The following is a 24,724-nucleotide window of genomic DNA, read 5'->3' on the forward strand; positions in this document are numbered from 1 at the left end:
TCCGGCCCGCACGACGGCCCCGAAATCGTTCCCGCCGCATGCGCCGCCGACGGCAGACTCACCTGCATCGCCTCGCCCGCCTTCGACAGCCCCTCCGCAGCCGTCGCGGCCCTGCCCAGAACCCCCGACACACCCGACGGCGAAACATCCCACCCCGACACGAAAGTCCAACCCCCGCACATCAGTTGACCCCACACACCGCCACACGGGTCCCATACGCCCCCCGGCGAACACCAATCCTCCCCGAACCGGCATTGCAACCGCAACGAGGTTGCGAACCCATGGACATGGATCCAGCCAAGTGGAGGGCCATGGGCTGGGTGGGACGCAAGGGACAGGGGAGCCCCTCAACGCGGGAGATCGGGGCCGACGCCCAGGGCCACGGGCGCAGGGCGTCGGCCCCCCAGGGTCAGGGGCGCAGGGTCGCCGTCCGGGTCGGCGGGGCTGCGTCCAGCTTCGCGTCGAACTGCGCCTGCGGCTTCGCGGGGGCCGGGTTCAGGCCTGCCCAGCGGAGGATCGCGGAGGTCGCCGCGGACTTCTGCGCGGTCGGCAGCGCGGCCACCTTCGAGCCGTGGTTGCCGCCCGGGACCGTGTACACGTAGGAGTCGCGTGCTCCCGAGCCGAGGTTGAAGCGCTCGGCACCCCACGGGTCGTTCTGGCCGTACACGTACAGCATGTGGTCCGCGTGGTGCTTGACCCACGCGTCGACGTCCGGCATCGCCCACGGCTGGAACCGCATCGGGATGTCCCGCGGCACGAAGTTGCGCGGCGGCTGGTAGCCGTAGCGGCTCAGCTTGCCGAGCCAGGGCTGCTTGATCGTGGGCGAGCCCAGCTGCGTACCGGCCTGGTAGTAGTACGCCGTGTAGGGGGCCAGGCCCTGGTCGGTGTAGAAGGAGTAGCCGGAGATCGTGTCGATGGAGTCCCAGATCGCCTGGTCGGTCGCGTGCGCCGCGTCCGCCGGGATCGTGGAGCACTCGGCGAGCAGGTGGTACTGCCAGAAGCCCCAGACGTAGTCGAGCACGACCGCCTCGTAGGCCTTGTCGAGGGAGCCGACCGTCGTGAAGGTGTAGCCGTTCGCGGTCGCGTACTCCCGGTACTTCTTCTCCAGGGACGCCCGCCGCACGAGCGCCTCGCGCTGCACGCCCTCCAGCTTGTCGCGGCACTCCTTGGTGCCGACGGACGTGAAGAACCGGTCGTAGGCGGAATCCTCGTTGTTCACCACGTCGTTGGGGGCCACGTACGCGACGACGCCGTCCATGTCACGCGGGTAGAAGCGCTTGTAGTACGTGGCCGTCATGCCACCCTTGGAACCGCCCGTGGTCAGCCAGTTCTTCGAGTAGACCGGCTTCAGGGCCCGGAAGATGGCGTGCTGGTCGCTCGCCGCCTGCCAGATGTCGTCCTTGGACCAGTCGGTGGGCTGCGGCCGGGACTGCGGGAAGTAGCGGTACTCGACGGAGACCTGGTTGCCGTCCACGATCTGCGTCGGTTCGCTGCGGCTGGGGTTCGTCGAGACGTCGTAGCCGCTGGTGTACATCACCGTCGGGCGGTCGGTGTCCTTGTGCAGCAGGGTGAAACGCTGCTGGAAGGTGGCCCGGCTGTACGGGTTGTGGTGGTCGACCGGCTGCGTGATGGAGAGAACGAAGTAGCGGTAGCCGGTGTACGGCTTCTCTTCTATGAGACGTATCCCGGGTATCGCCAGGATGCGGTCCTTGATGTCCGGCTCGGCGGCGGTGGCCGCCCCTGCCGTGGCTGCCGTCGCGGTCAGCGTGCCTATCAGCACGACCAGCGACAACAGCCATCTGAACGCCTTGCGCATTCACACTCCCCTGTGGGGCCCCTGTGGGCTCGGAACGTGGCTCCGCGAACCTAGCGGTGTCAACACCGGCCCCGCCAGACCCAGTTGTTCCCCACGGATGCCCTTCAGCGGCCGGTCAGCAGACCCAGCCCGTCTGCGCCGAACTGCCCGATATCGCGCCGGTGGCGCGGACGCAGCGGTTGCCCGCGTGCACGGTGACGGGGCCGGCCAGCTGTGTGTAGGCGCCGGAGTCGCCGGCCGGGGCGCTGCCCCGGGCCTGGATCGTCACCGACATCTGGCGTCGCGGCCCCGGGCTCTTCGCGGCGGTCACCGCGCACGCGTACCCGTTGCCCTTGTAGAGGCGCAGCTCGCCCGTGGCGAACCCGACCGTCTTCAACGGCCGCCCGGCGCATGCCGCCGCCGCGTCCGCGCTGCCGCCGGCCGGCCCGAACACGACCAGGCCGGCCGCCGCCGCGAGCACGGCCAGGGCGGGCCCCAGCCGTCCTTTGCCGCCCGCCCCGCCGAACATACTCACCCCACCGAACACGCTTGCACCCTTCCGTCACGTGCGCGTACGTGGGGTGGGACGCGGTGGGCCGTCCGGCGGTTCTCCGGTGCGGGGTGGGCGTGCGGTGCCGCTGCGCCCGGAACCCTTTCGCGCAGTTCCCCGCGCCCCCAACCCCTCTTCGGCCTCGCACCGTGCGTGCCTGATCGCGCAGTTCCCCGCGCCCCTAAACCCGTTCTCGCCCGCGGACCGTGCCCGCTTCTCGCGCAGTTCCCCGCGCCCCCTGGCAGCGCCGGTGGCATGGGCATCCTCAGCCCGTCCGGCGATTGAGGACGAGCGCCCTTTAGGCGCGATACGGGGTCTGGGGCGGAGCCCCAGGGGCCGGGACCAACCAACCCCGGGCAACGGGCGGGCGGGTGGGCAAACACCCCGGGGCCGGGGGCGGAGCCCCAGGGGGTTGGGGGTCAGCGGGCCGCGATGGGCTCGGCTTCGCCGATGAACGTGCGCCACAGGCGGGCGTACTTGCCGTCCAGGGCAAGGAGCTGCTCGTGCGTGCCGTCCTCGGCGACCCGCCCGTGATCCATCACGATCACCCGGTCCGCCCGGGCCGCCGTGGTCAGGCGGTGCGCGACGACCAGGGTCGTACGGCGCCCGGTGAGCCGCTCGGTCGCCTGGTTGACCTGGGCCTCCGTCGCGAGGTCGAGCGCCGCCGTCGCCTCGTCGAGCAGCAGTATGTCCGGGTCGACGAGTTCGGCGCGGGCCAGCGCGATCAGCTGGCGCTGCCCGGCGGAGAGATTGCGGCCGCGCTCGGCGACCTCGTGCAGGTAACCGCCGTCGAGCGTCGCGATCATGTCGTGGGCGCCGACCGCGCGGGCCGCCGCCTCCACCTCCGCGTCGCTCGCGTCGGGCCGGCCGTAGGCGATGGCGTCGCGGACGGTGCCCTCGAAGAGGTACGCCTCCTGCGGGACGACGCCGAGCCGGTGCCGGTAGGCGGTGATGTCCAGGTCCCGCAGGTCCGTGCCGTCGGCGGTGACCCGCCCGCCGGTCGGGTCGTAGAAGCGCGCCACCAGCTTGACGAGGGTGGACTTGCCCGCGCCGGTCTCGCCGACGAAGGCCACGGTCTGCCCGGCCGGTATGTGTATGTCGACCCCGCTGAGCGCCTCCTCCGGCTCGTCGGCGGACCCGTACGCGAAGTCGACGTTCTCGAAGACGATCTCGCCGCGCAGCGAGAGCACGTCGAGCGGCTCGGTGGCCTCGGCGGTGGAGGTCTGCTCCTGGAGGAGTTCCTGGATGCGCTTGAGGGAGACCGCCGCCTGCTGGTAGCCGTCGAAGACCTGCGAGAGTTGCTGGACGGGGGCGAAGAACAGGTCGATGTACAGCAGGTAGGCGACGAGCGCGCCCGTGGTGAGGGTGCCGGCGTCGACCCGGTGCGCGCCCACGATCAGCACGGCGGCCGCCGCCACCGACGACAGGAGCTGCACGAACGGGAAGTACACCGAGATCAGCCACTGGCCGCGCACGCGCGCCTGGCGGTAGTGGTCGCTGCGCTCGGCGAACCGCGCCGAGCCGTCGCGCTCGCGCCGGAACGCCTGCACGATGCGCAGTCCCGACACCGACTCCTGGAGGTCGGCGTTGACGACGCTGACGCGCTCGCGGGCCAGTTCGTAGGCCTGCACGCTCTTCTTGCGGAAGACGTACGTGCCGACGACGAGCAGCGGAAGCGTCGCGAAGACGACGAGCGCGAGCTGCACGTCGATGACGAGCAGCGCGACCATGATGCCGAAGAACGTGACGACGGAGACGAACGCGGTGACCAGACCGGTCTGCAGGAACGTGGACAGCGCGTCGACGTCCGTCGTCATGCGGGTCATGATCCGGCCGGTCAACTCCCGCTCGTAGTAGTCGAGTCCGAGCCGCTGGAGCTGGGCGAAGATCTTCAGGCGCAGGGCGTACAGGATGCGTTCGCCGGTGCGTCCGGTGACCTGCGTCTCGCGGGTCTGGGCGAGCCACTGCACGACGACGCTGAGCAGGGCGAGCCCGGCCGCCGCCCAGACCGCGCCGAGCGCGAGCTTGGTGACGCCCTGGTCGATGCCGTGCCGGATCAGGATCGGCAGGATCAGCGACATTCCCGCGTCGATCACGACCAGGAGGAGCGAGGCGAGGAGGGGAAGGCCGAAGCCGCGGAGCAGTCGGCGCAGGCCGTAGGACTCCTCGGCCTGGACGGCCTTCGCCTCGTCTATCGCGGGCACATCGGTCGCGGGCGGCAACGCCTCGACCTGGGCGAGCAGTTCGGGGGTGGCAGGCATCCCGCCGGGGGCGGCGGACTCGGCCTTCTCCTCGCGGACCCACAGCGGCGGGGTGATGCCGCGCTCGACGTCGTACTCCGCGTCCAGCTCGTCCCGTACGGAGTGGTCCTCGTCCTCGGTCTGCGGGGCGGGCGGGGTGTGGCCCGGGGAGACCGCGCCGAGTTCGTCGGGGTCGGTGAGCAGACGGCGGTAGAGGGCGCTGTCGCGCTGGAGCTCGTCGTGGGTGCCGATCGCGGCGAGCCGTCCGCCGTCGAGGACGGCGATGCGGTCGGCGAGGGCGAGGGTGGAACGGCGGTGCGCGATGAGCAGGGTGGTGCGGCCGGCCATGACCGACTTCAGGGCCTCGTGGATCTCGTGCTCGACGCGGGCGTCGACGGCCGAGGTCGCGTCGTCCAGGACGAGCAGCCGGGGGTCGGTGAGGATGGCGCGGGCCAGCGCGACGCGCTGGCGCTGGCCGCCGGAGAGGGTCAGGCCGTGCTCGCCGACGGTGGTGTCGTAGCCCTTGGGCAGCTCGGCGATGAAGCGGTCCGCCTGCGCGGCGCGCGCGGCCTTCTCTATCTCCTCCTGGGTGGCGTCCGGCTTGCCGTACGCGATGTTGGCGCCGACGGTGTCGGAGAAGAGGAACGAGTCCTCCGGTACGAGCCCGATGGCGGCGCGCAGCGAGGAGAGCGTCAGCTCGCGCACGTCGTGGCCGCCGATGAGGACGGCGCCGTGGGCGACGTCGTAGAAGCGGGGCAGGAGCAGCGAGACGGTGGATTTGCCGGAGCCGGACGAGCCGACCACGGCGACGGTCTCGCCGGGCCGGATGTCGAGCGAGAAGCCCTTCAGGACGGGCCGCTCGTCGTCGTAGCCGAAGCTCACGTCGTCGAACTCGACGGTCGCGGGGGTGTCCGGCGACAGCTCCTTGGTGCCGTCCTTCATGGACGGCTCGGTGTCGATGAGCTCCAGGACGCGCTCGACGCCGGCCCGCGCCTGCTGGCCCACGGTGAGCACCATGGCGAGCATGCGGACGGGCCCGACGAGCTGGGCGAGGTAGGTGGAGAACGCCACGAACGTGCCGAGCGTGATCTGGCCACGGGTGGCGAGCCAGCCGCCGAGGGCCAGCATGGCGACCTGGCCGAGCGCGGGGACGGCCTGGAGGGCCGGGGTGTAGCGGGCGTTCAGCCTGATGGTGCGAAGGCGGCCCGCGAACAGCTTGCGGCCGACCTCGCGGAGCTTGCCGGTCTCCTGGTCCTCCTGGCCGAAGCCCTTGACGACCCGGACCCCGGACACGGCCCCGTCGACGACCCCGGCGACGGCGGCGGCCTGGCCCTGGGCGTACCAGGTGGCGGGGAACAGACGGGTGCGGCTGCGCTTGGCGATGAACCAGAGGGCGGGGGCGACGGCGAGGGCCACGAGGGTGAGCAGCGGCGAGAGCCACGCCATGATCCCGATGGAGATCACGAAGAGCAGGACGTTGCCGATGGTCATCGGCAGCATGAAGAGGAGGCCCTGGATCAGCTGGAGGTCGCTGGTGGCACGGCCGACGACCTGCCCGGTGGACAGCTCGTCCTGGCGCCGCCCGTCGAGCCGGGTGATCGTGCGGTACATCTCGGTGCGCAGGTCGTGCTGGACGTCGAGGGCGAGCCGCCCTCCGTAGTACCGCCGGATGTAGGTGAGCCCGTACACCACGACGGCGGAGGCTATGAGGAGGCCGGTCCAGACGGCCAGGGAGCGGGTGTGGGCGCCGATGACGTCGTCGATGACCACCTTGGTGATCAGCGGGACGAGCGCCATGACGGCCATGCCGCCGAGCGAGGAGCCGAGCGCGAGCACCACGTTGCGCCGGTACCGCCAGGCGTACCCGGTCAGCCTGCGCGCCCACCCCTGTTGCGCACCCTCCGTCACGACATTCCTCCCGTTGGTACCTGGTCCTGCCGCAAGCCCCAACACGGGGGCCTGCGGATTTCATCCCGCCGCAACAAATACGGGACCCAGGTCCTGGGTACTGTCCGAAGTCCGGCCGCGCCTCAGAGGTGGGTCGGCGCGAACATCTTCAGGAGGGCGGGCAGCACGACCACCGAGGGCCCGGGGGCAGCCAGCGCCTTGGTGAGGTCGGCGGCCAGGGTGTCCGGGGTGGTGCGGACGGCCGGGACGCCGAAGGACTCGGCGAGCGCGACGAAGTCGGGCCGGGCCAGCTCGGTGGCCGTGGCCTCACCGAACGTGTCCGTCATGTATTCGCGCAGGATGCCGTAACCGCCGTCGTCGACGATCAGCCAGGTGACCGGCAGGTCGTACTGCTTCGCCGTGGCGAGCTCCGCGATCGAGTACATCGCCCCGCCGTCGCCGGACACCGCGAGGACCGGGCGCCCGGGATCGGCGGCGGCCGCGCCGAGCGCCGCCGGGAAGCCGTAGCCGAGGCCCCCGGCGCCCTGGGCCGAGTGCATCGCGCCGGGCCAGGCCGACCAGGCCCAGTAGGCCAGGATCGTCATGTCCCAGAAGCTGGGCGCCCCGGCCGGCAGCGCCTCGCGCACGGCGGCCAGGATGCGCCGCTCCTCGCCGAGGTCCTGCGCGTCGATCCGGGCCCGGACCTGGTCGAGGACGGCCCGTACCCGCCCGGCCGCCGTCTCGTCGTGACGCTCCGCGACCGTTTCGAGCAGGGCCTGGAGGGCGATGCGGGCGTCCGCGTGGATGCCGAGCGCCGGGTGGTTGGACTCCAGCTTGCCGAGGTCGGCCTCGATCTGGATGATCCGGCCGCGCGGCTGGAACGTGTGGTAGTTCGAGGACAGCTCGCCGAGCCCGGAGCCGACGACGAGCAGGACGTCCGCGTCCTCGAGGAAGTCCGTGGTGTGCCGGTCCTCCAGCCAGGACTGGAGCGAGAGCGGGTGCTCCCAGGGGAAGGCGCCCTTGCCGCCGAAGGTCGTCACGACCGGCGCGTCCAGCCTCTCGGCGAGCGCGAGCAGCTTGCCCGAGGCGTCGGCGCGTACGACACCGCCGCCCGCGATGATCGCCGGGCGGACCGCGTTCGCCAGCAACTCGGCTGCCACGGCGGTCAGTTCGGGGCGCGGGACGAGGTCTTCGGGGAAGGCGTCCATGGGCGTGACGGCGGGCAGCGCCGTCTCGGCGAGCAGGACGTCCTGCGGGATCTCCACCCACACCGGCCCGTGCGGCGCGGTCAGCGCCGACTCCCAGGCGGCCGCGATCGCGGAGGGGATCTGCGACTGGCTGCGCACGGTGTGGACGGACTTGACCACATCGCGGAAGGACGCCTTCTGGTCGCGCAGCTCGTGCAGATAGCCGTGCCGTCCGCCGCCAAGTCCCGCGGTGGGGATCTGACTTGAGATCGCGACGACCGGGGACGAGGCGGCTGCCGCCTCCTGGAGCGCGGCGAGCGAGGTCAGCGCGCCGGGGCCGGTCGACAGCAGCAGCGGGGCCGCCTCGCCGGTGACCCGACCGTACGCGTCGGCGGCGAAGCCCGCGTTGTTCTCGACCCGGAGGCCGACGTACCGCAGGTCCGAGCGGCGCAGCGCGTCGAACATGCCGAGCGCGTGCTGACCGGGCAGGCCGAACACGGTGGTGGCGCCGAGCCCGGCGAGGGTCTCGACCACCAGGTCACCGCCGTTGCGCCCGGGCGGGGGGTTCAGGGCGGCCTCCACCTGGCGCGGCGTGGGCCGCAGCACGAGGTCGTGGTCGTGGGTCATCGCGTCCTCTCCTTGGAGCTCGGCCTTCGGCCCGGCGCCGGTCCTCCGGCCGCCGGGCCGACGCCGTTGATCGTTTCCCGGTCCGTGCCGCGCCTCAGCCGCGGCTCGCCGCGATCTGCCGGGACATGATCGTGGTCAGCTCGTAGGCGGTGTGCGAGGCGGCCACGCTGGTGATCTCGGCGTGGTCGTAGGCCGGGGCGACCTCGACGACGTCGGCGGAGACCAGGTTGCAGGAGGCGAGGCCCCGCAGGATCTCCAGGAGCTCGCGCGAGGTCATGCCGCCGGCCTCGGGGGTGCCGGTGCCGGGCGCGTGGGCCGGGTCCAGGCAGTCGATGTCGATGGAGATGTAGAGCGGGCGGTCGCCGATGCGCTGGCGGAGCTGGTCGGCGACCTCGTCGGCGCCGCGCCGGTAGACGTCGGCGGAGGTGACGATGCCGAAGCCCATCTTCTCGTCGTCGGTCAGGTCCTGCTTGCCGTACAGCGGGCCGCGCGTGCCGACGTGCGAGAGCGCCTCGGTGTCGAGGATGCCCTCCTCGACGGCCCGGCGGAACGGGGTGCCGTGGGTGTACTCGGCGCCGAAGTAGGTGTCCCAGGTGTCGAGGTGCGCGTCGAAGTGGAGCAGCGCGACCGGGCCGTGCTTCTTGGCGACCGAGCGCAGCAGCGGCAGCGCGATGGTGTGGTCGCCGCCGAGCGTCATGAGGCGGGCGCCGGTGCCGAGCAGGTCGTCGGCGGCGGCCTCGATGGTGTCGACGGCCTCGTTGATGTTGAACGGGTTGGCCGCGATGTCACCGGCGTCGGCGACCTGGGCGAGCGCGAACGGCGAGGCGTCCTGCGCCGGGTTGTACGGGCGCAGCAGGCGGGAGGCCTCGCGGATGGCGTTGCCGCCGAAGCGGGCGCCGGGCCGGTAGGAGACACCGCTGTCGAAGGGCACGCCGACCACGGCGACATCGGCGGTGCCGACCTCGTCGAGGCGGGGCAGCCGGGCGAAGGTCGCGGGCCCGGCGTACCGCGGGATGCGGGACGAGTCGATCGGACCGCGCGGCGTTTCGTTGCTGCTCATCTGAATTGCCCTTCGTTTCAGCGTTTATGCGCTTTATCAGTGTGACTCTAGCTGTGTGCCGGTGCCGCTTCGGCGGCCGCCGGCTCGTCGGGATCCGACGCGCCGGGTTCCGCCCCGCGCCCGGCCAGCCGCTCGCGCCAGACGGCGAGCACCGCGGCGTCGGTCGGCTTCGTCGCGTACGACACGACGACGTGGGCGAGGAGCGAGGCGAGCAGTCCGTAGTAGACGGGCTCGTTGGCGAGGATGCCGTAGCGCACCATCAGCGCGACGACCGCGAGGCCGCCGACGACGACGGAGGCGAGGGCGCCCGACGCGGTGCCGCGCTTCCACAGCAGCCCGCCGAGGATCGGCACGAGCAGCCCGCCCACAAGCAGGTCGTAGGCGACGGTGAGGCCCTCGACGACACTGCTCAGGCGGGTCGCGATGACGATCACGACGAGGCCCATGACGAGGATGAAGACCCGGTTGCCCTTCACCTCGTCGTGGTCGGTGGCGGCCTGCCCGGACCGGCCCCGCAGCCGCGCCCAGATGTCGTTGTTGGCCACGGTGGCCGAGGCGATGAGCGCGCCGGAGGAGGTGGACATCACGGCGGCGAGGGCGGCGGCGAGCACCAACCCCCTTATGCCGACGGGCAGTTCGGCCTTGACGATGGTGGCGAACGCGTCGTCGGCACTGGCGAGGTTCGGGTAGAGCACCTTGGCGGCGGTGCCGATGACGGCGCCCGCGACGGCGTACACCAGGCAGTACGTACCGGCGACGGTGCCGCCGAGCCGGGCGACCTTGTCGCTGCGCGCGGTGAACACGCGCTGCCAGATGTCCTGCCCGATGAGCATGCCGAACGTGTAGATCAGGACGTACGTGAAGATCGTCTCGCCGCCGATGCCGAGCGGGTCGAAGTAACCGGAGGGCAGCTTCGCCTTCATCGCGCCGAACCCGCCGGCCTTGACGACGGCGATGGGCAGCAGGAGCAGCAGCACCCCGATCGTCTTGACGACGAACTGCACCATGTCGGTGAGGGTGATGGACCACATGCCGCCGAGCGTCGAGTACGCGACGACGATGGCGCCGCCGAGAATGATCGCGACCGTGCGGTTCAGGTCGAAGAGGACGTCGAAGATGGTGGCGTACGCGATGGTCGAGGTGACCGCGAGCATCAGCGTGTAGGCCCACATCACGAGGCCGGAGATGAGTCCGGCCCGGCCGCCGTAGCGCAGGTCCAGCATCTCGGAGACGGTGTAGACGCGGAGCCGGGCGATGCGGGCGGAGAAGAAGACGGAGAGCGCCAGCAGGCCGAGGCCGATGGTGAACACCATCCAGGCGCCGGACAGGCCGTACTTGTAGCCGAGGCCCACGCCGCCGATGGTGGAGGCGCCGCCGAGCACGATGGCGGCCATGGTGCCGGAGTACATCGCGGGCCCCAACCGCCGCCCCGCGACGAGGAATTCGGACTTCGAGCGGGCGCGGCGCATGCCCCACCAGCCCATCGCCAGCATCCCGGCCAGATAGACGACGATCACTGTGTAGTCGACGGCCATGCGGGGCCCTCCTTCGCGCTCACTCGGTGGCGTGTCGTGCGGGGGATCTCGGGTTCCAGGGAGATGTCGAGGTCCCGTCGGCTTTTCGCGGGGACATCCGCCCGTACCCGCGGCCTTCGGTTCGGCACGACCTTAGGTGGCCGGAAAGCAACGCTGAAGTGTACGTTTCCTCCACTCCCGACGCTGTCGATGGATGGATCGTCCACCATGCCGGACCAGACCGCTCCGACCGCCCCGACCATTCCTCCCACCCCGCCCGTGCCGCTCGCCGCGCTGCTCGCCCGCTCCGACCTGGGCCTGCGGCAGCTCGCGGGTCCCTCGGACGCGTCCATCCGCTGGGTGCACACCTCGGAGATGGCCGACCCGTTCCCGTATCTGCTCGGCGGCGAGCTCCTGATGACGGCGGGGGTGCAGCTCCCCGACCCCGAGGTGTACGTGGCCCGGGTGGCGGCGGCGGGCGCGGCGGCCCTCGGCTTCGGCGTGGCCCCCGTGTACGACGCGGTCCCGCCCGCCCTGGTGGAGGCCTGCGCCCGCCACGGCCTCCCCCTCCTGGAGGTGCCGCCGCAGACGACGTTCTCGGGGGTGGCGCGGGCGGTGTGGCTGCTGATGGCGCGGGCGCGGGAGGAGGAGTTGCGGAGGGTGAGCGAGGGCCAGCGGGCGCTGGCCACGGCGGCGGCCCGGCTTGAGCCGGTGGGTGCGGTGCTGCGGGTGCTCGCGGGGCGGATCGGGGGGTGGGCGGCGCTGGTGACCCCGGAGGGGTCGGTCCTGGATTCGGCGGGGCCGGAACCGTCCGATTCCCAGCGGGTGGGGGTGCGGGGGCTGGTGCGGGTGGTGGCGCCTTCGGCGGACCTTCCCCACCCCGCCCCTTCCCGAAAGCCTCCGGCGGATGATGCGACGGCCGCGGACCGCCGGACACGGGGCTCGACCCCGGACCCCACCGCTCAAACGCCGCAGGGGCCGGAATTCCCCCTTGAGGCCCCGGCCGGAAAAGGGCGGGGCGGGGGAAGCGCGCTCACCGCCAGCGACACCGTGGCCGGCACCCACCTCTCCGCCTACGCCCTCGCGGGGCCCCGCGTGCTCGCGCTGGCCACCCCCCACCGCGCCCCCGGCGACCACACCATCGCCGGTGTCGCGGCCGTGCTGCTCACCCTGCTCACCGCCGAGCGGCAGGGCGCCGACGAGGCGGCCCGTTCGGCCGCCCTGGTGCGGATGCTGCTGGGCGGCGGGCCGCAGGACACCTCCGAGCTGCTCGGCCCGGGGCCGTGGACCGTGGTGCACGCCCGGGGCCAGGGTCCCGCGCCCGACCTCGGGACCCCGCTGGTCGAGGCGGACGGCCACCGCGTACGCGCCCTCCTGCCGGCCGGCCGCGAGGTCACCCCGCACCCCGACTGGACCCTGGGCATCAGCGCCCCGGCCGGGCTCGACGGGCTCTCGGTCGCCGACACCCAGGCAGCCCGCGCCCTGGCACGCGCGGAGGCGACCCGCGTCGCCCTGGCCCGGCACCGGCCCGCCGGATTCGGGGCGCTCGTGGACCCCGAGGAGGCCGCCGCGTACGCCCGCGAACTGCTCGCCCCGCTCACCGAGACCCAGCGCGCCACCCTGCACACCTGGCTCTCGCTGCACGGGAGTTGGGACCGCAGCGCGGTGGCCGTCGGAGTGCACCGCAACACCGTCCGCCAGCGGATCGCCCGCTGCGCGGCACTGCTCGGCACCGACCTCGACGACATGGACGTACGCACGGAGCTGTGGCTGGCGCTGAAGCAGCAGGGCTGAGCTCCCCCCGATGCCAACGCGCGCGTCGGGTGGCCGGGTTCAGGTCCCGGCCTGGGTCCCCAGCTCCTTGGCCAGGCGTTCCAGCTGGGGGTCTGCCTTGGCGTTCTCGCCGAGGCTCACGACCAGGGTCGCATCGCCCGGGCCGGACACGGGCAGCCGTACCGACACGACGGTGTCGCCGGGCGTCGGCACCGGCACCCCGCGCTCCGCCTTGGCCGCCGTGCCGAGCCAGGCCACCAGCGCGTCCGTGGACATCCCGGCGTCGCGCTGGACGACCGGCGCCAGCAGATTCAGCGCCGCGCCCTTGCCCGCCGCGACGGTGTAGGCGTGCAGCTTCTGGGAGTTGATCCAGTAGACGCAGTCGAGGAGGGCTCCGTCGGCCCGGCGGAGCGGGGAGTCCGCCGAGCCGTCGAACTCCCCCGTGGCCACGGGCTCGTCGGGCCGCGTTCCCGCCCGGCCGCTGTATCCCGAGGCCTTGGCCGCCGCGACGATGTCGTACTTCACCGGGCACTTCGGCGCACCGCCGGTACCCGTCTCCTTGGCCCGCTCCTTGACCCACGCCACGCTCAACGCCCCGCTCTCCGAGCCCTTCGAGCATCCGGCGAGCAGGAGCGCGGCGGCGCCGAGTACGGCGGCAGCACGGAATTTCACAAGCATGGACATCCCCCGATGAGGTCCGGCCGGGACCGCCGCGGCGACCGGGTGCGGCCGCCGATGACCGACGGACTGGATCCTAGGCCGTCGCCGGGTGGCGCCGGAGCGGGGGCCGGGTGGCGGCGGGGAGTGGGGCGTCTCACTCTGGACCCCTGGACAGTGCCGGTGACTGCCGGGTAACTTCGTTATTCAACCTGAGCAAGCGCTTAGCCGAATTTGCGAGCCGAGGAGGGCGACCGTGCGCCGTACGGTATTCAACGAAGACCACGAGGCGTTCCGGGAGACCCTGCGCGCCTTCATCGAGGCCGAGGTCGTCCCCGCCTACGACGAGTGGTTCGCGCAGGGCATCGTGCCGCGCGAGTTCTACTACAAGCTCGCCGAGCTCGGCATCTTCGGCATCCGCGTGGACGAGGAGTTCGGCGGCGCCGGCATCGACTCGTACAAGTTCGAGGCCGTGATGTACGAGGAGACGGCCCGCGCGGGCGTCCAGTTCGGCGGCTCGGGTGTGCACGTGCTGCTCGGCCTGCCCTACATCAAGATGCTCGCCACCGACGAGCAGAAGAAGCGCTTCCTGCCGAAGTTCGTCTCCGGCGAGGAGATGTGGGCGCTGGCGATGACCGAGCCGGGCACCGGCTCCGACCTCGCGGGCATGAAGACCACCGCCAAGCTCTCCGAGGACGGCTCGCACTACGTCCTCAACGGCGCCAAGACCTTCATCACCGGCGGCGTGCACGCCGACCGCGTGATCGTCTGCGCCCGCACCGACGCCCCCTCCGCCGAGGACCGCCGCCACGGCATCTCGCTGTTCGCGGTGGACACCAAGTCCGAGGGCTACTCGGTCGGCCGCAAGCTCGACAAGCTCGGCCTGAAGACCTCCGACACCGCCGAGCTCGCGTTCGTCGACGTCAAGGTCCCCGCGGAGGACCTGCTCGGCGAGGAGAACAAGGGCTTCTACTACCTCGGCCACAACCTCGCGTCCGAGCGCTGGGGCATCGCGTTCGGCGCGTACGCCCAGGCCAAGGCGGCCGTCCGGTTCGCCAAGGAGTACGTCCAGGACCGTACGGTCTTCGGCAAGACGGTCGCCTCGTTCCAGAACACCAAGTTCGAACTGGCCGCCTGCCAGGCCGAGGTGGACGCCGCCGAGGCGGTCGCCGACCGCGCCCTGGAGGCCCTCGACGCGGGCGAGCTGACGCCGGCCGAGGCCGCGTCCGCGAAGCTGTTCTGCACCGAGGTCGCGCACCGCGTCATCGACCGCTGCCTCCAGCTGCACGGCGGCTACGGCTTCATGAACGAGTACCCGATCGCCCGCCTGTACGCCGACAACCGGGTGAACCGGATCTACGGCGGCACCAGCGAGATCATGAAGTCGATCATCGCCAAGAACATGGGGCTGTAGGGGCCGGCCACACCGACCTGTACAACTACCTTCATGCATCAGGCACTTGAGAACCTCCTCGATCTGCTCGACCTCGAGCGGATCGAGGAGGACATCTTCCGCGGCCGGTCCCGCTCGGCGGTCGTGCCCCGCGTCTTCGGCGGCCAGGTGGCCGCGCAGGCGCTGGTCGCCGCGGGCCGCACCGTGCCCGCCGACCGGATGGCGCACTCGCTGCACGCCTACTTCCTGCGGGCGGGCGACCCGGGCGCGCCGATCGTCTACACCGTCGACCGCATCCGCGACGGCGCCTCCTTCACCACCCGCCGCGTCGTCGCCATCCAGCACGGGCAGCCGATCTTCCACCTCTCCGCGTCGTTCCAGACGTACGAGGAGGGCATGGAGCACCAGGCCGGCATGCCGCCCGCGCCGGACCCGGAGTCGCTGCCGACGGCCGCCGAGATGCTGCCTCGGTACGCGGACGCCTTCCGCGACGCGGGCGTGGTGGACCGGCTGATCGAGGCCCGCGCGGCCGTCGATCTGCGGTACGTGGACGCGCCGCCGTGGGGCAGCGTCGGCACCCCGCGCGAGCCGCGCTCCCAGGTGTGGTTCCGCACCAACGGCAAGCTCGCCGACGACCCGCTGCTCCACGTGTGCCTCGCGACGTACGTCTCCGACATGACGCTGCTCGACTCGGTGCTGCTCGCCCACGGGCGCGGCGGCTGGGCGGTCGGCGACGTCGTGGGCGCCTCGCTCGACCACGCGATGTGGTTCCACCGGCCCTTCCGCGCCGACGAATGGCTCCTGTACGACCAGGAGTCGCCCTCGGCGTCCGGCGGGCGCGGGCTCGGGCAGGCGCGGATCTACACGCAGGACGGGCGGCTCGCGATCACCGTGATCCAGGAGGGCGTCGTCCGCATCCCGCGCTGACGTCGCAGGTGGCGCTGACGTCGCCGGGCACGGGGATCGGACATACCGTCCCGGTATGAGCGCAACGCAGGAGGGCGGCGGCGAGAGCACGGTCACGGTCGTCGTGGCGGCGGCCGCCAATCTCGGGATCGCCCTCGCGAAGGCCGTGGCCGGGGTGATCAGCGGGTCCAGCGCGATGCTGTCGGAGGCCGCGCACTCGCTGGCCGACACGGTCACCGAACTGCTCCTGCTGACCGCGCTCAAGCGAAGCGACAAGCCGGCCGACGAGGAGCACCCGCTCGGGTACGGGCCCGAGCGCTACATCTGGGCGATGTTCGCTGCGGTCGCCACGTTCGTCGGCGGCGCGGTGTTCTCGGTCTACGACGGCATCCACACGCTGGTGGCGGGCGAGGAGCTGGGCGACCCGCTCGTCTCCTACCTCGTCCTCGCGGTCGCCTTCCTCCTGGAGGGCTACTCGCTGCGGACCGGCATCCGCCAGGTGAAGGCGGAGGCGGCGCGGCTCGGGGCACCCGTGGGCCGCTACTTCCGGCTGACCCCGGACACCGCGGTCAAGGCGGTGGTGATGGAGGACTCGGCGGCGCTCGTGGGCCTGCTGCTCGCGGCGGGCGGCCTGCTCGGCGGCCAGCTCACGGGCTCCGGCGTCTGGGACGGTACGGCTTCCGTGCTGATCGGCGTGCTCCTGGCGTACGTGGCCTGGGAGCTGGGCCGGTCCAACGCGCGCCTGCTGATCGGCCGTCCGCTGCCGCCGGAGATGCGGGACGGGGTACGGGCGGTGCTGCTCGGGGTGCCGCACGTGGAGGCGGTCCTGGAGCTGACCACGCTCATCCAGGGCCCGGAGGAGATCCTGATCGCCGCGAAGATCGACTTTCGGGACGTGTCGACGGCGGCGGAGGTCGAGCGGGCCTGCGACGAGGCGGAGGCCCGCCTGCGCGCCCGCTTCCCGGCGGTCCGCCGCGTCTACCTGGACCCGACCCCCTCCGCCTAGAGCGGCGGGCCCGAGCCCCCTTCTCGTCCGTCCACCGTGCGTGGCTGGTCGCGCAGTTCCCCGCGCCCCTTGGCGGCACCGGTGCCGGGCCTCGTTCGCGCAGTTCCCCGCGCCCCTTAACCCCCTTCTCGACTGCGGACCGTGCCCGCTTCTCGCGCAGTTCCCCGCGCCCCTGGCGGCGCCGGTGGCATGGGCATCCTCAGCCCGTCCGGCGTTTGAGGACGAGCGCCCTTAAGGCGCGATACGGGGTCTGGGGCGGAGCCCCAGGGGCCCGGAACCAACCAACCCCGGGCAACGGGCGGGCGGGTGGGCAAACACCCCGGGGGCCGGGGCGGAGCCCCAGGGGGTGTCAGGCCTCCAGGCCCGCCGCCGCGAGGAGGTACGCCGTCATGGGCTCGTAGAAGCGGGGATCCACGACGTGGTCGTCCAGGGGAACCGTCACCTGGAGCACCCCCTCCGCCTCCGCCAGGAACAGCGCGGGGTCGTTGCAGTCCGCGTACCCCATGGAGTCCACCCCCCGCTGCCCCGCGCACCCCGCCCACCCGTGGTCCGCGACCACGAGGTCCGGCGGGGTCTCGAGCGCGTCCAGAATCGCCCGCATGGGCTCCGGCGAGTGGGTGTGCCACAGCGACGCACCCCGCTCGAAGACGGCCACGTCCGCGAACTGCACGACGTACCCCTCGTCCGCCGTGAGCCCGCCGGGGATCCGTACGATCTCGCACCCCGCGGCCCGCAGCCCCGCCGCGGTACGGCTGTGCACGTCGATGAGCGCACCGGGGTGCCCGGTCGCGAAGAGGACCCGCTCCCGCCCCGCCGCGGCCTTCCGCAGCCGCGCCGCCATCCGCTCCAGGCCGTCCACGGTCAGCTCGGGGTCGATGGTGTCCTGGCCGGTGCGGTGGCGCGGGTCGTCCACGACGCCGCAGCGCTCGGCCATCACGGCGAGCACGTCCTGCTCGTCCGTCCAGCGGTCCCCCAGCTCAAGGCCCAGCCAGTAGTGGCGGTCGCCGTTGGCGAGCTTGCGGTAGTGGGAGAGGTTGTTGTCGCGTGGCGTGGCGACGTCACCGGCGATACGGGTGCGGACGAGGTGGTCGACAAGGGCGGCACGGCTGGGTATCGGCATGCCGCCCATTCTGCCCCGAGCGCGCCGCGCGCGACCGGTCCGTCCCGCTCGGTGGACGCGGCCGCCGGGCCCGGACCGGCCCGCTCAGTGCGCGTCGAGCGCGGCGAAGGCCCCGTGCGCCAGGCGGCGAAGGAGCGTCTCGGTGGCTGAGCGGCCGGGCAGGCCCGAACCGTACGAGCCGAGGTGCGGGGTCGAGTTCAGCAGCCCGAACACGGCGTGCACGGCCCCGCGCACCTCGGCCTCCGGCACCGGCGGATACAGCTCGCGCACCACGCCGACCCACAGCTCGACGTACTGCCGCTGAAGCTGGCGCACCAGCTTGCGGTCGCTGTCGCGGAGGCGGTCCAGCTCGCGGTCGTGCAGGGTGATGAGCGACCGGTCGTCGAGGGCGAAGTCGATGTGCCCGTCGATGAGCGAGCCGAGCAGCCGCTCGGGGTCGCCCGCCGCCTCGGCGACCCGCTTGCGCCCGCCGTCGTACAGCCGCCCGCTGATGCCGACGAGCAGCTCGGCCAGCATCGCGTCCTTGCCCGCGAAGTGCCGGTACAGACCGGGGCCGCTGATGCCGACCGCGGCGCCTATCTCGTCGACGCCGACGCCGTGGAAGCCGCGCTCGGCGAAGAGCCGGGCGGCCTCGCGCAGGATCTGCTCGCGGCGGGTGGGGGCGTCGGTACGGGTGCTCATGGGAATTCATTCTAGACAATGCGGTTAGCGCTCGTTAACCTGAAGGCAATGAGTTAACGGTCACTAACATCCGTTGACGTCGCCGCGTACGGGCAAGGGGGCTCGACACGATGCAGCAGGCACCGGTCCTGGGGAGTGCGGCGGATCCCGCCTCCGAGGCCTGGCGGGCCAACGAGGCAGGGCACCGCACGCTCGGCGACGAGCTGCGGACCAGGCTCGCCGCGGCCCGGCTCGGCGGAGGCGAGCGGTCCCGCGCGCGGCATGTCGCGCGCGGCAAGCTGCTGCCGAGGGACCGCGTGGACACGCTCCTCGACCCCGGCTCGCCCTTCCTCGAACTGGCCCCGCTGGCCGCCGAGGGGATGTACGGCGGGCAGGCGCCCGCCGCCGGCGTGATCGCCGGCATCGGCCGGGTGAGCGGCCGCGAGTGCGTGATCGTCGCCAATGACGCCACGGTCAAGGGCGGCACGTACTACCCGATGACGGTGAAGAAGCACCTGAGGGCCCAGGAGGTGGCGCTGGAGAACCGGCTGCCCTGCCTCTATCTGGTCGACTCGGGCGGCGCGTTCCTGCCCATGCAGGACGAGGTCTTCCCGGACCGCGAGCACTTCGGGCGGATCTTCTACAACCAGGCCCGGATGTCGAGCGCGGGCATCCCCCAGATCGCGGCCGTCCTCGGCTCCTGCACGGCCGGCGGCGCGTACGTACCCGCGATGAGCGACGAGGCCGTGATCGTCCGCAACCAGGGCACGATCTTCCTGGGCGGCCCCCCGCTGGTGAAGGCGGCCACCGGCGAGGTCGTCACGGCCGAGGAGCTCGGCGGCGGCGAAGTGCACTCGCGGGTCTCCGGCGTGACCGACCACCTGGCCGAGGACGACGCGCACGCGCTGCGCATCGTCCGTAACATCGTGGCCACCCTGCCCGACCGGGGCCCGCTGCCCTGGTCGGTGGAGCCGGCCGAGGAGCCGAAGGCCGACCCGTTCGGGCTCTACGGCGCGGTGCCGGTCGACTCGCGCACCCCGTATGACGTACGGGAAGTGATCGCCCGGGTCGTCGACGGATCCCGCTTCCAGGAGTTCAAGGCCGAGTTCGGGCAGACGCTGGTCACCGGCTTCGCGCGGATCCACGGCCACCCGGTCGGGATCGTCGCCAACAACGGCATCCTGTTCTCCGAATCCGCCCAGAAGGGCGCCCACTTCATCGAGCTGTGCGACCAGCGCGGCATCCCGCTGGTGTTCCTGCAGAACATCTCGGGCTTCATGGTCGGCCGGGACTACGAGGCGGGCGGCATCGCCAAGCACGGCGCGAAGATGGTGACGGCCGTCGCCTGTACGCGGGTGCCGAAGCTGACCGTCGTCGTCGGCGGCTCCTACGGCGCGGGCAACTACTCGATGTGCGGCCGGGCCTACAGCCCCCGCTTCCTGTGGATGTGGCCCAACGCCAAGATCTCCGTGATGGGCGGCGAACAGGCCGCCTCCGTCCTCGCGACCGTCAAGCGCGACCAGTTGGGCGACGACTGGAGCGCGGAGGACGAGGAGGCCTTCAAGGCCCCCATCCGCGAGCAGTACGAGACCCAGGGCAACGCCTATTACGCCACCGCCCGGCTGTGGGACGACGGCGTGATCGACCCCGTCGACACGCGTCAGGTCCTGGGCCTGGCCCTGACCGCCTGCGCCAACGCCCCGCTGGCCGACCCCGCCTTCGGCGTCTTCCGGATGTGACACCCGCGATGGCTGAGACACCTGAGACGGCACCCACGTCGACTTCTACGTTGAGGGCTCCCATGTTCACGACAGTGCTCGTCGCCAACCGGGGCGAGATCGCGGTCCGCGTCATCCGCACCCTGCGCCGGCTCGGCATCCGCTCGGTGGCCGTCTTCTCCGACGCGGACGCCCAGGCGCGCCACGTCCGCGAGGCGGACACCGCCGTACGCATCGGCCCCGCAGCGGCCTCCGCCAGCTATCTGCGCCCCGAGCTGCTCATCGACGCGGCGCTGCGCACCGGCGCCCAGGCCGTCCACCCGGGCTACGGCTTCCTGGCCGAGAACGCGGGCTTCGCCGCGGCCTGCGCCGAGGCCGGGCTGGTCTTCATCGGGCCGAGCGCCGAGGCGATCTCCTTGATGGGCGACAAGATCCGCGCCAAGGCGACCGTGCGCGAGGCCGGGGTCCCGGTCGTGCCGGGCTCTTCGGGCAGCGGCCTGACGGACGATCAACTGGCGCTCGCCGCACGGGAGATCGGCATGCCGGTGCTCCTCAAGCCGAGCGCGGGCGGCGGCGGCAAGGGCATGCGCCTGGTGCGCGAGGAGGCGCTGCTCGGCGACGAGATCGCGGCCGCGCGCCGCGAGGCCCGCTCCTCCTTCGGCGACGACACGCTGCTCGTGGAGCGCTGGGTCGACCGGCCGCGCCACATCGAGATCCAGGTGCTCGCCGACGGCCATGGAAACGTGATCCACCTCGGCGAGCGCGAGTGCTCGCTCCAGCGCCGCCACCAGAAGATCATCGAGGAGGCGCCCAGCGTCCTGCTCGACGAGGAGACCCGCGCCGCGATGGGCGAGGCGGCCGTCCAGGCGGCCCGCTCGTGCGGCTACTCGGGCGCGGGCACGGTCGAGTTCATCGTCCCGGGCAGCGACCCGTCCTCGTACTACTTCATGGAGATGAACACCCGCCTCCAGGTCGAGCACCCGGTGACCGAGCTCATCACCGGCGTCGACCTGGTGGAGTGGCAGCTGAGGGTCGCGGCCGGCGAGCGGCTGCCGTACGAGCAGAAGGACATCACCCTCACCGGCCACGCCATCGAGGCCCGCCTCTGCGCCGAGACCGTGTCCGTCAAGGCGGGCGCCCGCGGCTTCCTGCCCTCCGGCGGTACGGTCCTGGCGCTGCGCGAGCCCCAGGGCGACGGAGTGCGCACGGACTCGGGCCTGAGCGAGGGCACCGAGGTCGGCAGCCTCTACGACCCGATGCTGTCGAAGGTCATCGCGTACGGCCCCGACCGGGCGACCGCGCTGCGCAAGCTGCGCGCCGCGCTGGCCGGCACGGTCACGCTCGGCGTGCCCACCAACGCCGGGTTCCTGCGCCGCCTCCTGGCCCATCCGGCCGTCGTGGCGGGCGAGTTGGACACCGGCCTGGTCGAGCGCGAGGCGGACTCCCTGGTCCCCGAGGGCGTGCCCGACGAGGTGTACGCGGCAGCGGCCGCGGTCCGCCTAGACGCGTTGCGGCCCGCCCCGGCCGCCGGCTGGACCGACCCGTTCTCGGTGCCGAGCGGCTGGCGCATGGGCGGCGAGGCGGCCCCGCTCGCCTTCCCGCTGCGCATCGCGGGACTCGAACCCGTCACATACGCGGCACCGGCGGCGGCCACGGTCACCGCCGAGCGCGTCACCGTCGAGCTCGACGGGATCACCCACACCTTCCACCGGGCCGGAAGCTGGCTGGGCCGCGAAGGCGACAGCTGGAACGTGCTGGACCACGACGCCGTCGAGGCCGCCCTGTCCGGCCGGACCCACGGCGGGGCCGACACCCTGGCCGCGCCCATGCCGGGCACGGTCACCGTGGTCAAGGTGGCGGTCGGCGACCAAGTCGACGCCGGGCAGAGCCTGTTGGTGGTCGAGGCGATGAAGATGGAGCACGTGATCTCCGCGCCGCACGCGGGCACGGTCACCGAGCTCGACGTCACCCCCGGCTCGACCGTGGCCATGGACCAGGTCCTGGCCGTCGTCACCCCGGCCGCCGACGCCACCCCCGCCGCACCCGAGGAGACCTCATGACCCTCCCCATGGTCGTCCCGGCGCAGGACCTCCCGGCCCGCGTGCGCATCCACGAGGTGGGCGCGCGCGACGGGCTGCAGAACGAGAAGTCGGTCGTGCCGACCGAGGTCAAGGCCGAGTTCGTGCACCGCCTGGCCGCCGCGGGCCTGACCACCATCGAGGCGACGAGCTTCGTGCACCCCAAGTGGGTGCCCCAACTCGCGGACGCGGAGGCCCTGTTCCCGCTCCTCGGCGATCTCGACGGCGTGGCACTGCCCGTTCTGGTGCCGAACGAGCGGGGCCTGGACCGGGCGCTCGCGCTCGGCGCCCACCGGATCGCGGTGTTCGCCAGCGCCACCGAGTCCTTCGCCAAGGCCAATCTGAACCGGACCGTCGACGAGTCGCTCGCCATGTTCGAGCCGGTGGTGACCCGCGCGAAGGAGCACAAGGCGCACGTCCGGGGCTATCTGTCGATGTGCTTCGGCGACCCGTGGGAAGGCGCGGTGCCGGTGCACCAGGTGGTCCGCGTCGCCAAGGCGCTCGTCCACATGGGCTGCGACGAGCTGAGCCTGGGCGACACCATCGGGGTCGCCACCCCGGCCCATGTCCAGACCCTGCTCGCCGAGCTCAACGAGGAGGGTGTGCCGACCAGTTCCCTCGCGGTGCACTTCCACGACACGTACGGCCAGGCGCTGTCCAACACCCTCGCCGCCCTCCAGCACGGAGTGAGCACCGTGGACGCGTCGGCGGGCGGCCTCGGCGGCTGCCCGTACGCGAAGTCCGCGACCGGAAACCTCGCCACCGAAGACCTCGTGTGGATGCTCCAGGGCCTCGGTATCGACACCGGGGTCGACCTCGGCCTGCTCACCGCCACCAGCGTGTGGATGGCCGGACAGCTGGGCCGACCCAGCCCCTCCCGCACCGTGCGTGCCCTCTCCCACCAGGAGTCGTAGCCATGCCCCTCGACCACCGCCTCACCTCCGAGCACGAGGAACTCCGCCGTACCGTCGAGGAGTTCGCGCACGACGTCGTCGCCCCGAAGATCGGCGACTTCTACGAGCGTCACGAGTTCCCGTACGAGATCGTCCGCGAGATGGGCCGCATGGGCCTGTTCGGGCTGCCCTTCCCCGAGGAGTACGGCGGCATGGGCGGCGACTACCTCGCGCTCGGCATCGCCCTGGAGGAGCTGGCCCGCGTCGACTCGTCGGTGGCCATCACCCTGGAGGCGGGCGTCTCGCTCGGCGCGATGCCGGTCTTCCGGTTCGGTACGGAGGAGCAGAAGCGGGAGTGGCTGCCGAAGCTGTGCTCCGGCGAGATGCTCGGCGCGTTCGGCCTGACCGAGCCGGACTGCGGCTCCGACGCGGGCGGCACCCGGACCACGGCGGTGCGCGACGGCGACGAGTGGGTCATCAACGGCTCGAAGTGCTTCATCACCAACTCCGGTACGGACATCACGGGCCTGGTCACCGTCACGGCGGTCACCGGCCGCAAGGACGACGGCCGCCCGCTGATCTCCTCGATCATCGTGCCGTCCGGCACCCCGGGCTTCACGGTCGCGGCGCCGTACTCGAAGGTCGGCTGGAACGCGTCGGACACCCGCGAGCTGGCGTTCTCCGACGTACGCGTCCCGGCGGCGAACCTGCTGGGCCAGGAGGGCCGCGGTTACGCCCAGTTCCTGCGCATCCTGGACGAGGGCCGCATCGCGATCTCGGCGCTCGCGACCGGGCTCGCGCAGGGCTGTGTGGACGAGTCGCTGAAGTACGCCAAGGAGCGGCACGCCTTCGGGCGGCCGATCGGTGAGAACCAGGCCATCCAGTTCAAGATCGCGGACATGGAGCTGCGGGCCCACATGGCGCGGGTCGGCTGGCGCGACGCCGCGTCCCGTCTGGTGCACGGCGAGCCGTTCAAGAAGGAGGCGGCGCTCGCGAAGCTGTACTCCTCGACGGTGGCGGTCGACAACGCCCGTGAGGGCACGCAGATCTTCGGCGGCTACGGCTTCATGAACGAGTATCCGGTGGCCCGCATGTGGCGCGACTCCAAGATCCTGGAGATCGGCGAGGGCACGAGCGAGGTGCAGCGGATGCTGATCGCCCGCGAACTGGGGCTGCCCGCCTGACCGTTGCGGCCCTGGGCCCCGGGTCCCCCGATGGAGTGGTGACGCCCGCGTCGCCGCCGCTCCGGGGCGCCCGGGGCCCCACCCTGTCAGGGTGAACCCGCCGAACTGCCCCAACTGCGCGAGCCGTCCCCCGCTGTGGAAGGACACCTCGGCCACGGCGCCGGGCGCCGCGGACCGCTGGCACTGGCACTGCACGGGCTGCCACCGCAGCTACGAGCCGAGCGCCTCCCACAAGGTCCGCTTCACCTACGCCCCCCTGGCCCGGCAGGCCTCGCTACTGGGGAGGTAGGCCCCCTGGGGCTCCGCCCCCGGCCCCGGGGTGTTTACCCACCCGCCCGCCCCTTGCCCGGGGTTGGTTGGTCCCGGGCCCCTGGGGCTCCGCCCCAGACCCCGTATCGCGCCTAAAGGGCGCTCGTCCTCAATCGCCGGACGGGCTGAGGATGCCCATGCCACCGGCGCCGCCAGGGGCGCGGGGA

At 72.3% G+C, this 24,724-nt stretch carries 19 protein-coding genes; 9 read left to right on the top strand and 10 right to left on the bottom strand.

Translation table 11 applies throughout. From position 1 onward, the window contains the following. From ACFYZA_RS37580 to ACFYZA_RS37610, 7 genes are all read right to left on the bottom strand, one after another. On the bottom strand, positions 1-182 hold a 182-nt coding region (locus ACFYZA_RS37580; RefSeq protein WP_388494838.1), incomplete at its 3' end, for a DUF6507 family protein. 227 nt (positions 183-409) lie between these two features. Further along, a complete protein-coding gene (locus ACFYZA_RS37585; RefSeq protein ID WP_388494839.1) occupies positions 410-1,816 on the bottom strand; it encodes a S28 family serine protease in 1,407 nt (468 codons plus the stop codon). Between the two features lie 115 nt (positions 1,817-1,931). Next, positions 1,932-2,324, bottom strand: coding sequence for a hypothetical protein (locus ACFYZA_RS37590; RefSeq protein WP_382600461.1), 393 nt, complete (start codon positions 2,322-2,324; stop codon positions 1,932-1,934). Positions 2,325-2,764: 440 nt separating this feature from the next. Continuing rightward, positions 2,765-6,493 carry an ABC transporter ATP-binding protein gene (locus ACFYZA_RS37595; RefSeq protein ID WP_388494840.1) on the bottom strand — a complete coding sequence of 1,243 codons (3,729 nt, stop codon included), beginning with the start codon at positions 6,491-6,493 and terminating at the stop codon, positions 2,765-2,767. A 122-nt stretch (positions 6,494-6,615) separates the two neighbouring features. Beyond that, positions 6,616-8,286, bottom strand: coding sequence for a thiamine pyrophosphate-binding protein (locus ACFYZA_RS37600; protein WP_388494841.1), 1,671 nt, complete (start codon positions 8,284-8,286; stop codon positions 6,616-6,618). A gap of 94 nt (positions 8,287-8,380) precedes the next feature. Next, complete coding sequence (gene speB / locus ACFYZA_RS37605; RefSeq protein WP_382598126.1) at positions 8,381-9,346, bottom strand: agmatinase; 966 nt, start codon at positions 9,344-9,346, stop codon at positions 8,381-8,383. Positions 9,347-9,393: 47 nt separating this feature from the next. Continuing rightward, positions 9,394-10,881 (bottom strand): sodium:solute symporter, encoded by a 1,488-nt coding sequence (locus tag ACFYZA_RS37610; RefSeq protein WP_382598124.1) that lies wholly within the window; start codon positions 10,879-10,881, stop codon positions 9,394-9,396. 207 nt (positions 10,882-11,088) lie between these two features. Between ACFYZA_RS37610 and ACFYZA_RS37615 the strand changes: the two genes are divergently transcribed. Beyond that, on the top strand, positions 11,089-12,654 hold the full coding sequence (locus ACFYZA_RS37615; protein ID WP_388494842.1) for a PucR family transcriptional regulator ligand-binding domain-containing protein: 1,566 nt from the start codon (positions 11,089-11,091) through the stop codon (positions 12,652-12,654). Between the two features lie 39 nt (positions 12,655-12,693). On the opposite strand, the gene ACFYZA_RS37620 is transcribed toward ACFYZA_RS37615, so the two are convergent. Then, positions 12,694-13,311, bottom strand: coding sequence for a hypothetical protein (locus tag ACFYZA_RS37620; protein ID WP_388494843.1), 618 nt, complete (start codon positions 13,309-13,311; stop codon positions 12,694-12,696). A gap of 235 nt (positions 13,312-13,546) precedes the next feature. Here ACFYZA_RS37620 and ACFYZA_RS37625 point away from each other — a divergent pair, with 235 nt between their 5' ends. Genes ACFYZA_RS37625 through ACFYZA_RS37635 form a run of 3 tightly spaced genes read left to right on the top strand, consistent with a single transcriptional unit; the run spans position 13,547 to position 16,595 of the window. Continuing rightward, positions 13,547-14,704 (top strand): acyl-CoA dehydrogenase family protein, encoded by a 1,158-nt coding sequence (locus tag ACFYZA_RS37625; protein ID WP_382598118.1) that lies wholly within the window; start codon positions 13,547-13,549, stop codon positions 14,702-14,704. Between the two features lie 33 nt (positions 14,705-14,737). Beyond that, on the top strand, positions 14,738-15,610 hold the full coding sequence (tesB, locus tag ACFYZA_RS37630; RefSeq protein ID WP_167153069.1) for an acyl-CoA thioesterase II: 873 nt from the start codon (positions 14,738-14,740) through the stop codon (positions 15,608-15,610). A gap of 55 nt (positions 15,611-15,665) precedes the next feature. Beyond that, positions 15,666-16,595: a cation diffusion facilitator family transporter gene (locus ACFYZA_RS37635; RefSeq protein ID WP_382598115.1), complete on the top strand. Its 930-nt coding sequence runs from the start codon at positions 15,666-15,668 to the stop codon at positions 16,593-16,595. A gap of 349 nt (positions 16,596-16,944) precedes the next feature. Here ACFYZA_RS37635 and ACFYZA_RS37640 read toward each other — a convergent pair whose 3' ends face one another. Both ACFYZA_RS37640 and ACFYZA_RS37645 read right to left on the bottom strand, forming a co-directional pair. Continuing rightward, entirely contained in the window at positions 16,945-17,715 is a 771-nt protein-coding gene (locus tag ACFYZA_RS37640) for a phosphatase (protein ID WP_382598113.1), read from the bottom strand. 84 nt (positions 17,716-17,799) lie between these two features. After that, a complete protein-coding gene (locus ACFYZA_RS37645) occupies positions 17,800-18,396 on the bottom strand; it encodes a TetR/AcrR family transcriptional regulator (protein WP_382598111.1) in 597 nt (198 codons plus the stop codon). A 110-nt stretch (positions 18,397-18,506) separates the two neighbouring features. Here ACFYZA_RS37645 and ACFYZA_RS37650 point away from each other — a divergent pair, with 110 nt between their 5' ends. The 5 genes from ACFYZA_RS37650 to ACFYZA_RS37670 all read left to right on the top strand — a co-directional run bounded on the left by ACFYZA_RS37650 (position 18,507) and on the right by ACFYZA_RS37670 (position 24,537). Next, positions 18,507-20,114 carry a carboxyl transferase domain-containing protein gene (locus ACFYZA_RS37650; RefSeq protein WP_388494844.1) on the top strand — a complete coding sequence of 536 codons (1,608 nt, stop codon included), beginning with the start codon at positions 18,507-18,509 and terminating at the stop codon, positions 20,112-20,114. 62 nt (positions 20,115-20,176) lie between these two features. Beyond that, positions 20,177-22,153, top strand: a complete 1,977-nt coding sequence (locus ACFYZA_RS37655; protein WP_382598107.1) for an acetyl/propionyl/methylcrotonyl-CoA carboxylase subunit alpha — start codon at positions 20,177-20,179, stop codon at positions 22,151-22,153. Beyond that, positions 22,150-23,085, top strand: a complete 936-nt coding sequence (locus ACFYZA_RS37660; RefSeq protein ID WP_388494845.1) for a hydroxymethylglutaryl-CoA lyase — start codon at positions 22,150-22,152, stop codon at positions 23,083-23,085. The genes ACFYZA_RS37655 and ACFYZA_RS37660 overlap by 4 nt, the downstream gene beginning before the upstream one ends. 2 nt (positions 23,086-23,087) lie before the next feature. Beyond that, a complete protein-coding gene (locus ACFYZA_RS37665; RefSeq protein ID WP_382598103.1) occupies positions 23,088-24,248 on the top strand; it encodes an acyl-CoA dehydrogenase family protein in 1,161 nt (386 codons plus the stop codon). A gap of 91 nt (positions 24,249-24,339) precedes the next feature. Then, positions 24,340-24,537 carry a hypothetical protein gene (locus ACFYZA_RS37670; protein ID WP_382598101.1) on the top strand — a complete coding sequence of 66 codons (198 nt, stop codon included), beginning with the start codon at positions 24,340-24,342 and terminating at the stop codon, positions 24,535-24,537. Positions 24,538-24,724 lie beyond the last annotated feature (187 nt).

Origin of the sequence: Streptomyces sp. NPDC001828, from assembly GCF_042892175.1 — a bacterium.
Taxonomy (GTDB): Bacteria; Actinomycetota; Actinomycetes; order Streptomycetales; family Streptomycetaceae; genus Streptomyces.

Bases quoted from the DNA above. Each gene is read 5' to 3' on its own strand.
- ACFYZA_RS37600 (WP_388494841.1), bottom strand. From the start codon at position 8,286: ATGACCCACGACCACGACCTCGTGCTGCGGCCCACGCCGCGCCAGGTG.
- speB (WP_382598126.1), bottom strand. From the start codon at position 9,346: ATGAGCAGCAACGAAACGCCGCGCGGTCCGATCGACTCGTCCCGCATC.
- ACFYZA_RS37590 (WP_382600461.1), bottom strand. From the start codon at position 2,324: ATGTTCGGCGGGGCGGGCGGCAAAGGACGGCTGGGGCCCGCCCTGGCC.
- tesB (WP_167153069.1), top strand. From the start codon at position 14,738: ATGCATCAGGCACTTGAGAACCTCCTCGATCTGCTCGACCTCGAGCGG.
- ACFYZA_RS37620 (WP_388494843.1), bottom strand. From the start codon at position 13,311: ATGCTTGTGAAATTCCGTGCTGCCGCCGTACTCGGCGCCGCCGCGCTC.
- ACFYZA_RS37615 (WP_388494842.1), top strand. From the start codon at position 11,089: ATGCCGGACCAGACCGCTCCGACCGCCCCGACCATTCCTCCCACCCCG.
- ACFYZA_RS37640 (WP_382598113.1), bottom strand. From the start codon at position 17,715: ATGCCGATACCCAGCCGTGCCGCCCTTGTCGACCACCTCGTCCGCACC.
- ACFYZA_RS37650 (WP_388494844.1), top strand. From the start codon at position 18,507: ATGCAGCAGGCACCGGTCCTGGGGAGTGCGGCGGATCCCGCCTCCGAG.
- ACFYZA_RS37585 (WP_388494839.1), bottom strand. From the start codon at position 1,816: ATGCGCAAGGCGTTCAGATGGCTGTTGTCGCTGGTCGTGCTGATAGGC.
- ACFYZA_RS37665 (WP_382598103.1), top strand. From the start codon at position 23,088: ATGCCCCTCGACCACCGCCTCACCTCCGAGCACGAGGAACTCCGCCGT.
- ACFYZA_RS37660 (WP_388494845.1), top strand. From the start codon at position 22,150: ATGACCCTCCCCATGGTCGTCCCGGCGCAGGACCTCCCGGCCCGCGTG.
- ACFYZA_RS37610 (WP_382598124.1), bottom strand. From the start codon at position 10,881: ATGGCCGTCGACTACACAGTGATCGTCGTCTATCTGGCCGGGATGCTG.
- ACFYZA_RS37655 (WP_382598107.1), top strand. From the start codon at position 20,177: ATGTTCACGACAGTGCTCGTCGCCAACCGGGGCGAGATCGCGGTCCGC.
- ACFYZA_RS37635 (WP_382598115.1), top strand. From the start codon at position 15,666: ATGAGCGCAACGCAGGAGGGCGGCGGCGAGAGCACGGTCACGGTCGTC.
- ACFYZA_RS37645 (WP_382598111.1), bottom strand. From the start codon at position 18,396: ATGAGCACCCGTACCGACGCCCCCACCCGCCGCGAGCAGATCCTGCGC.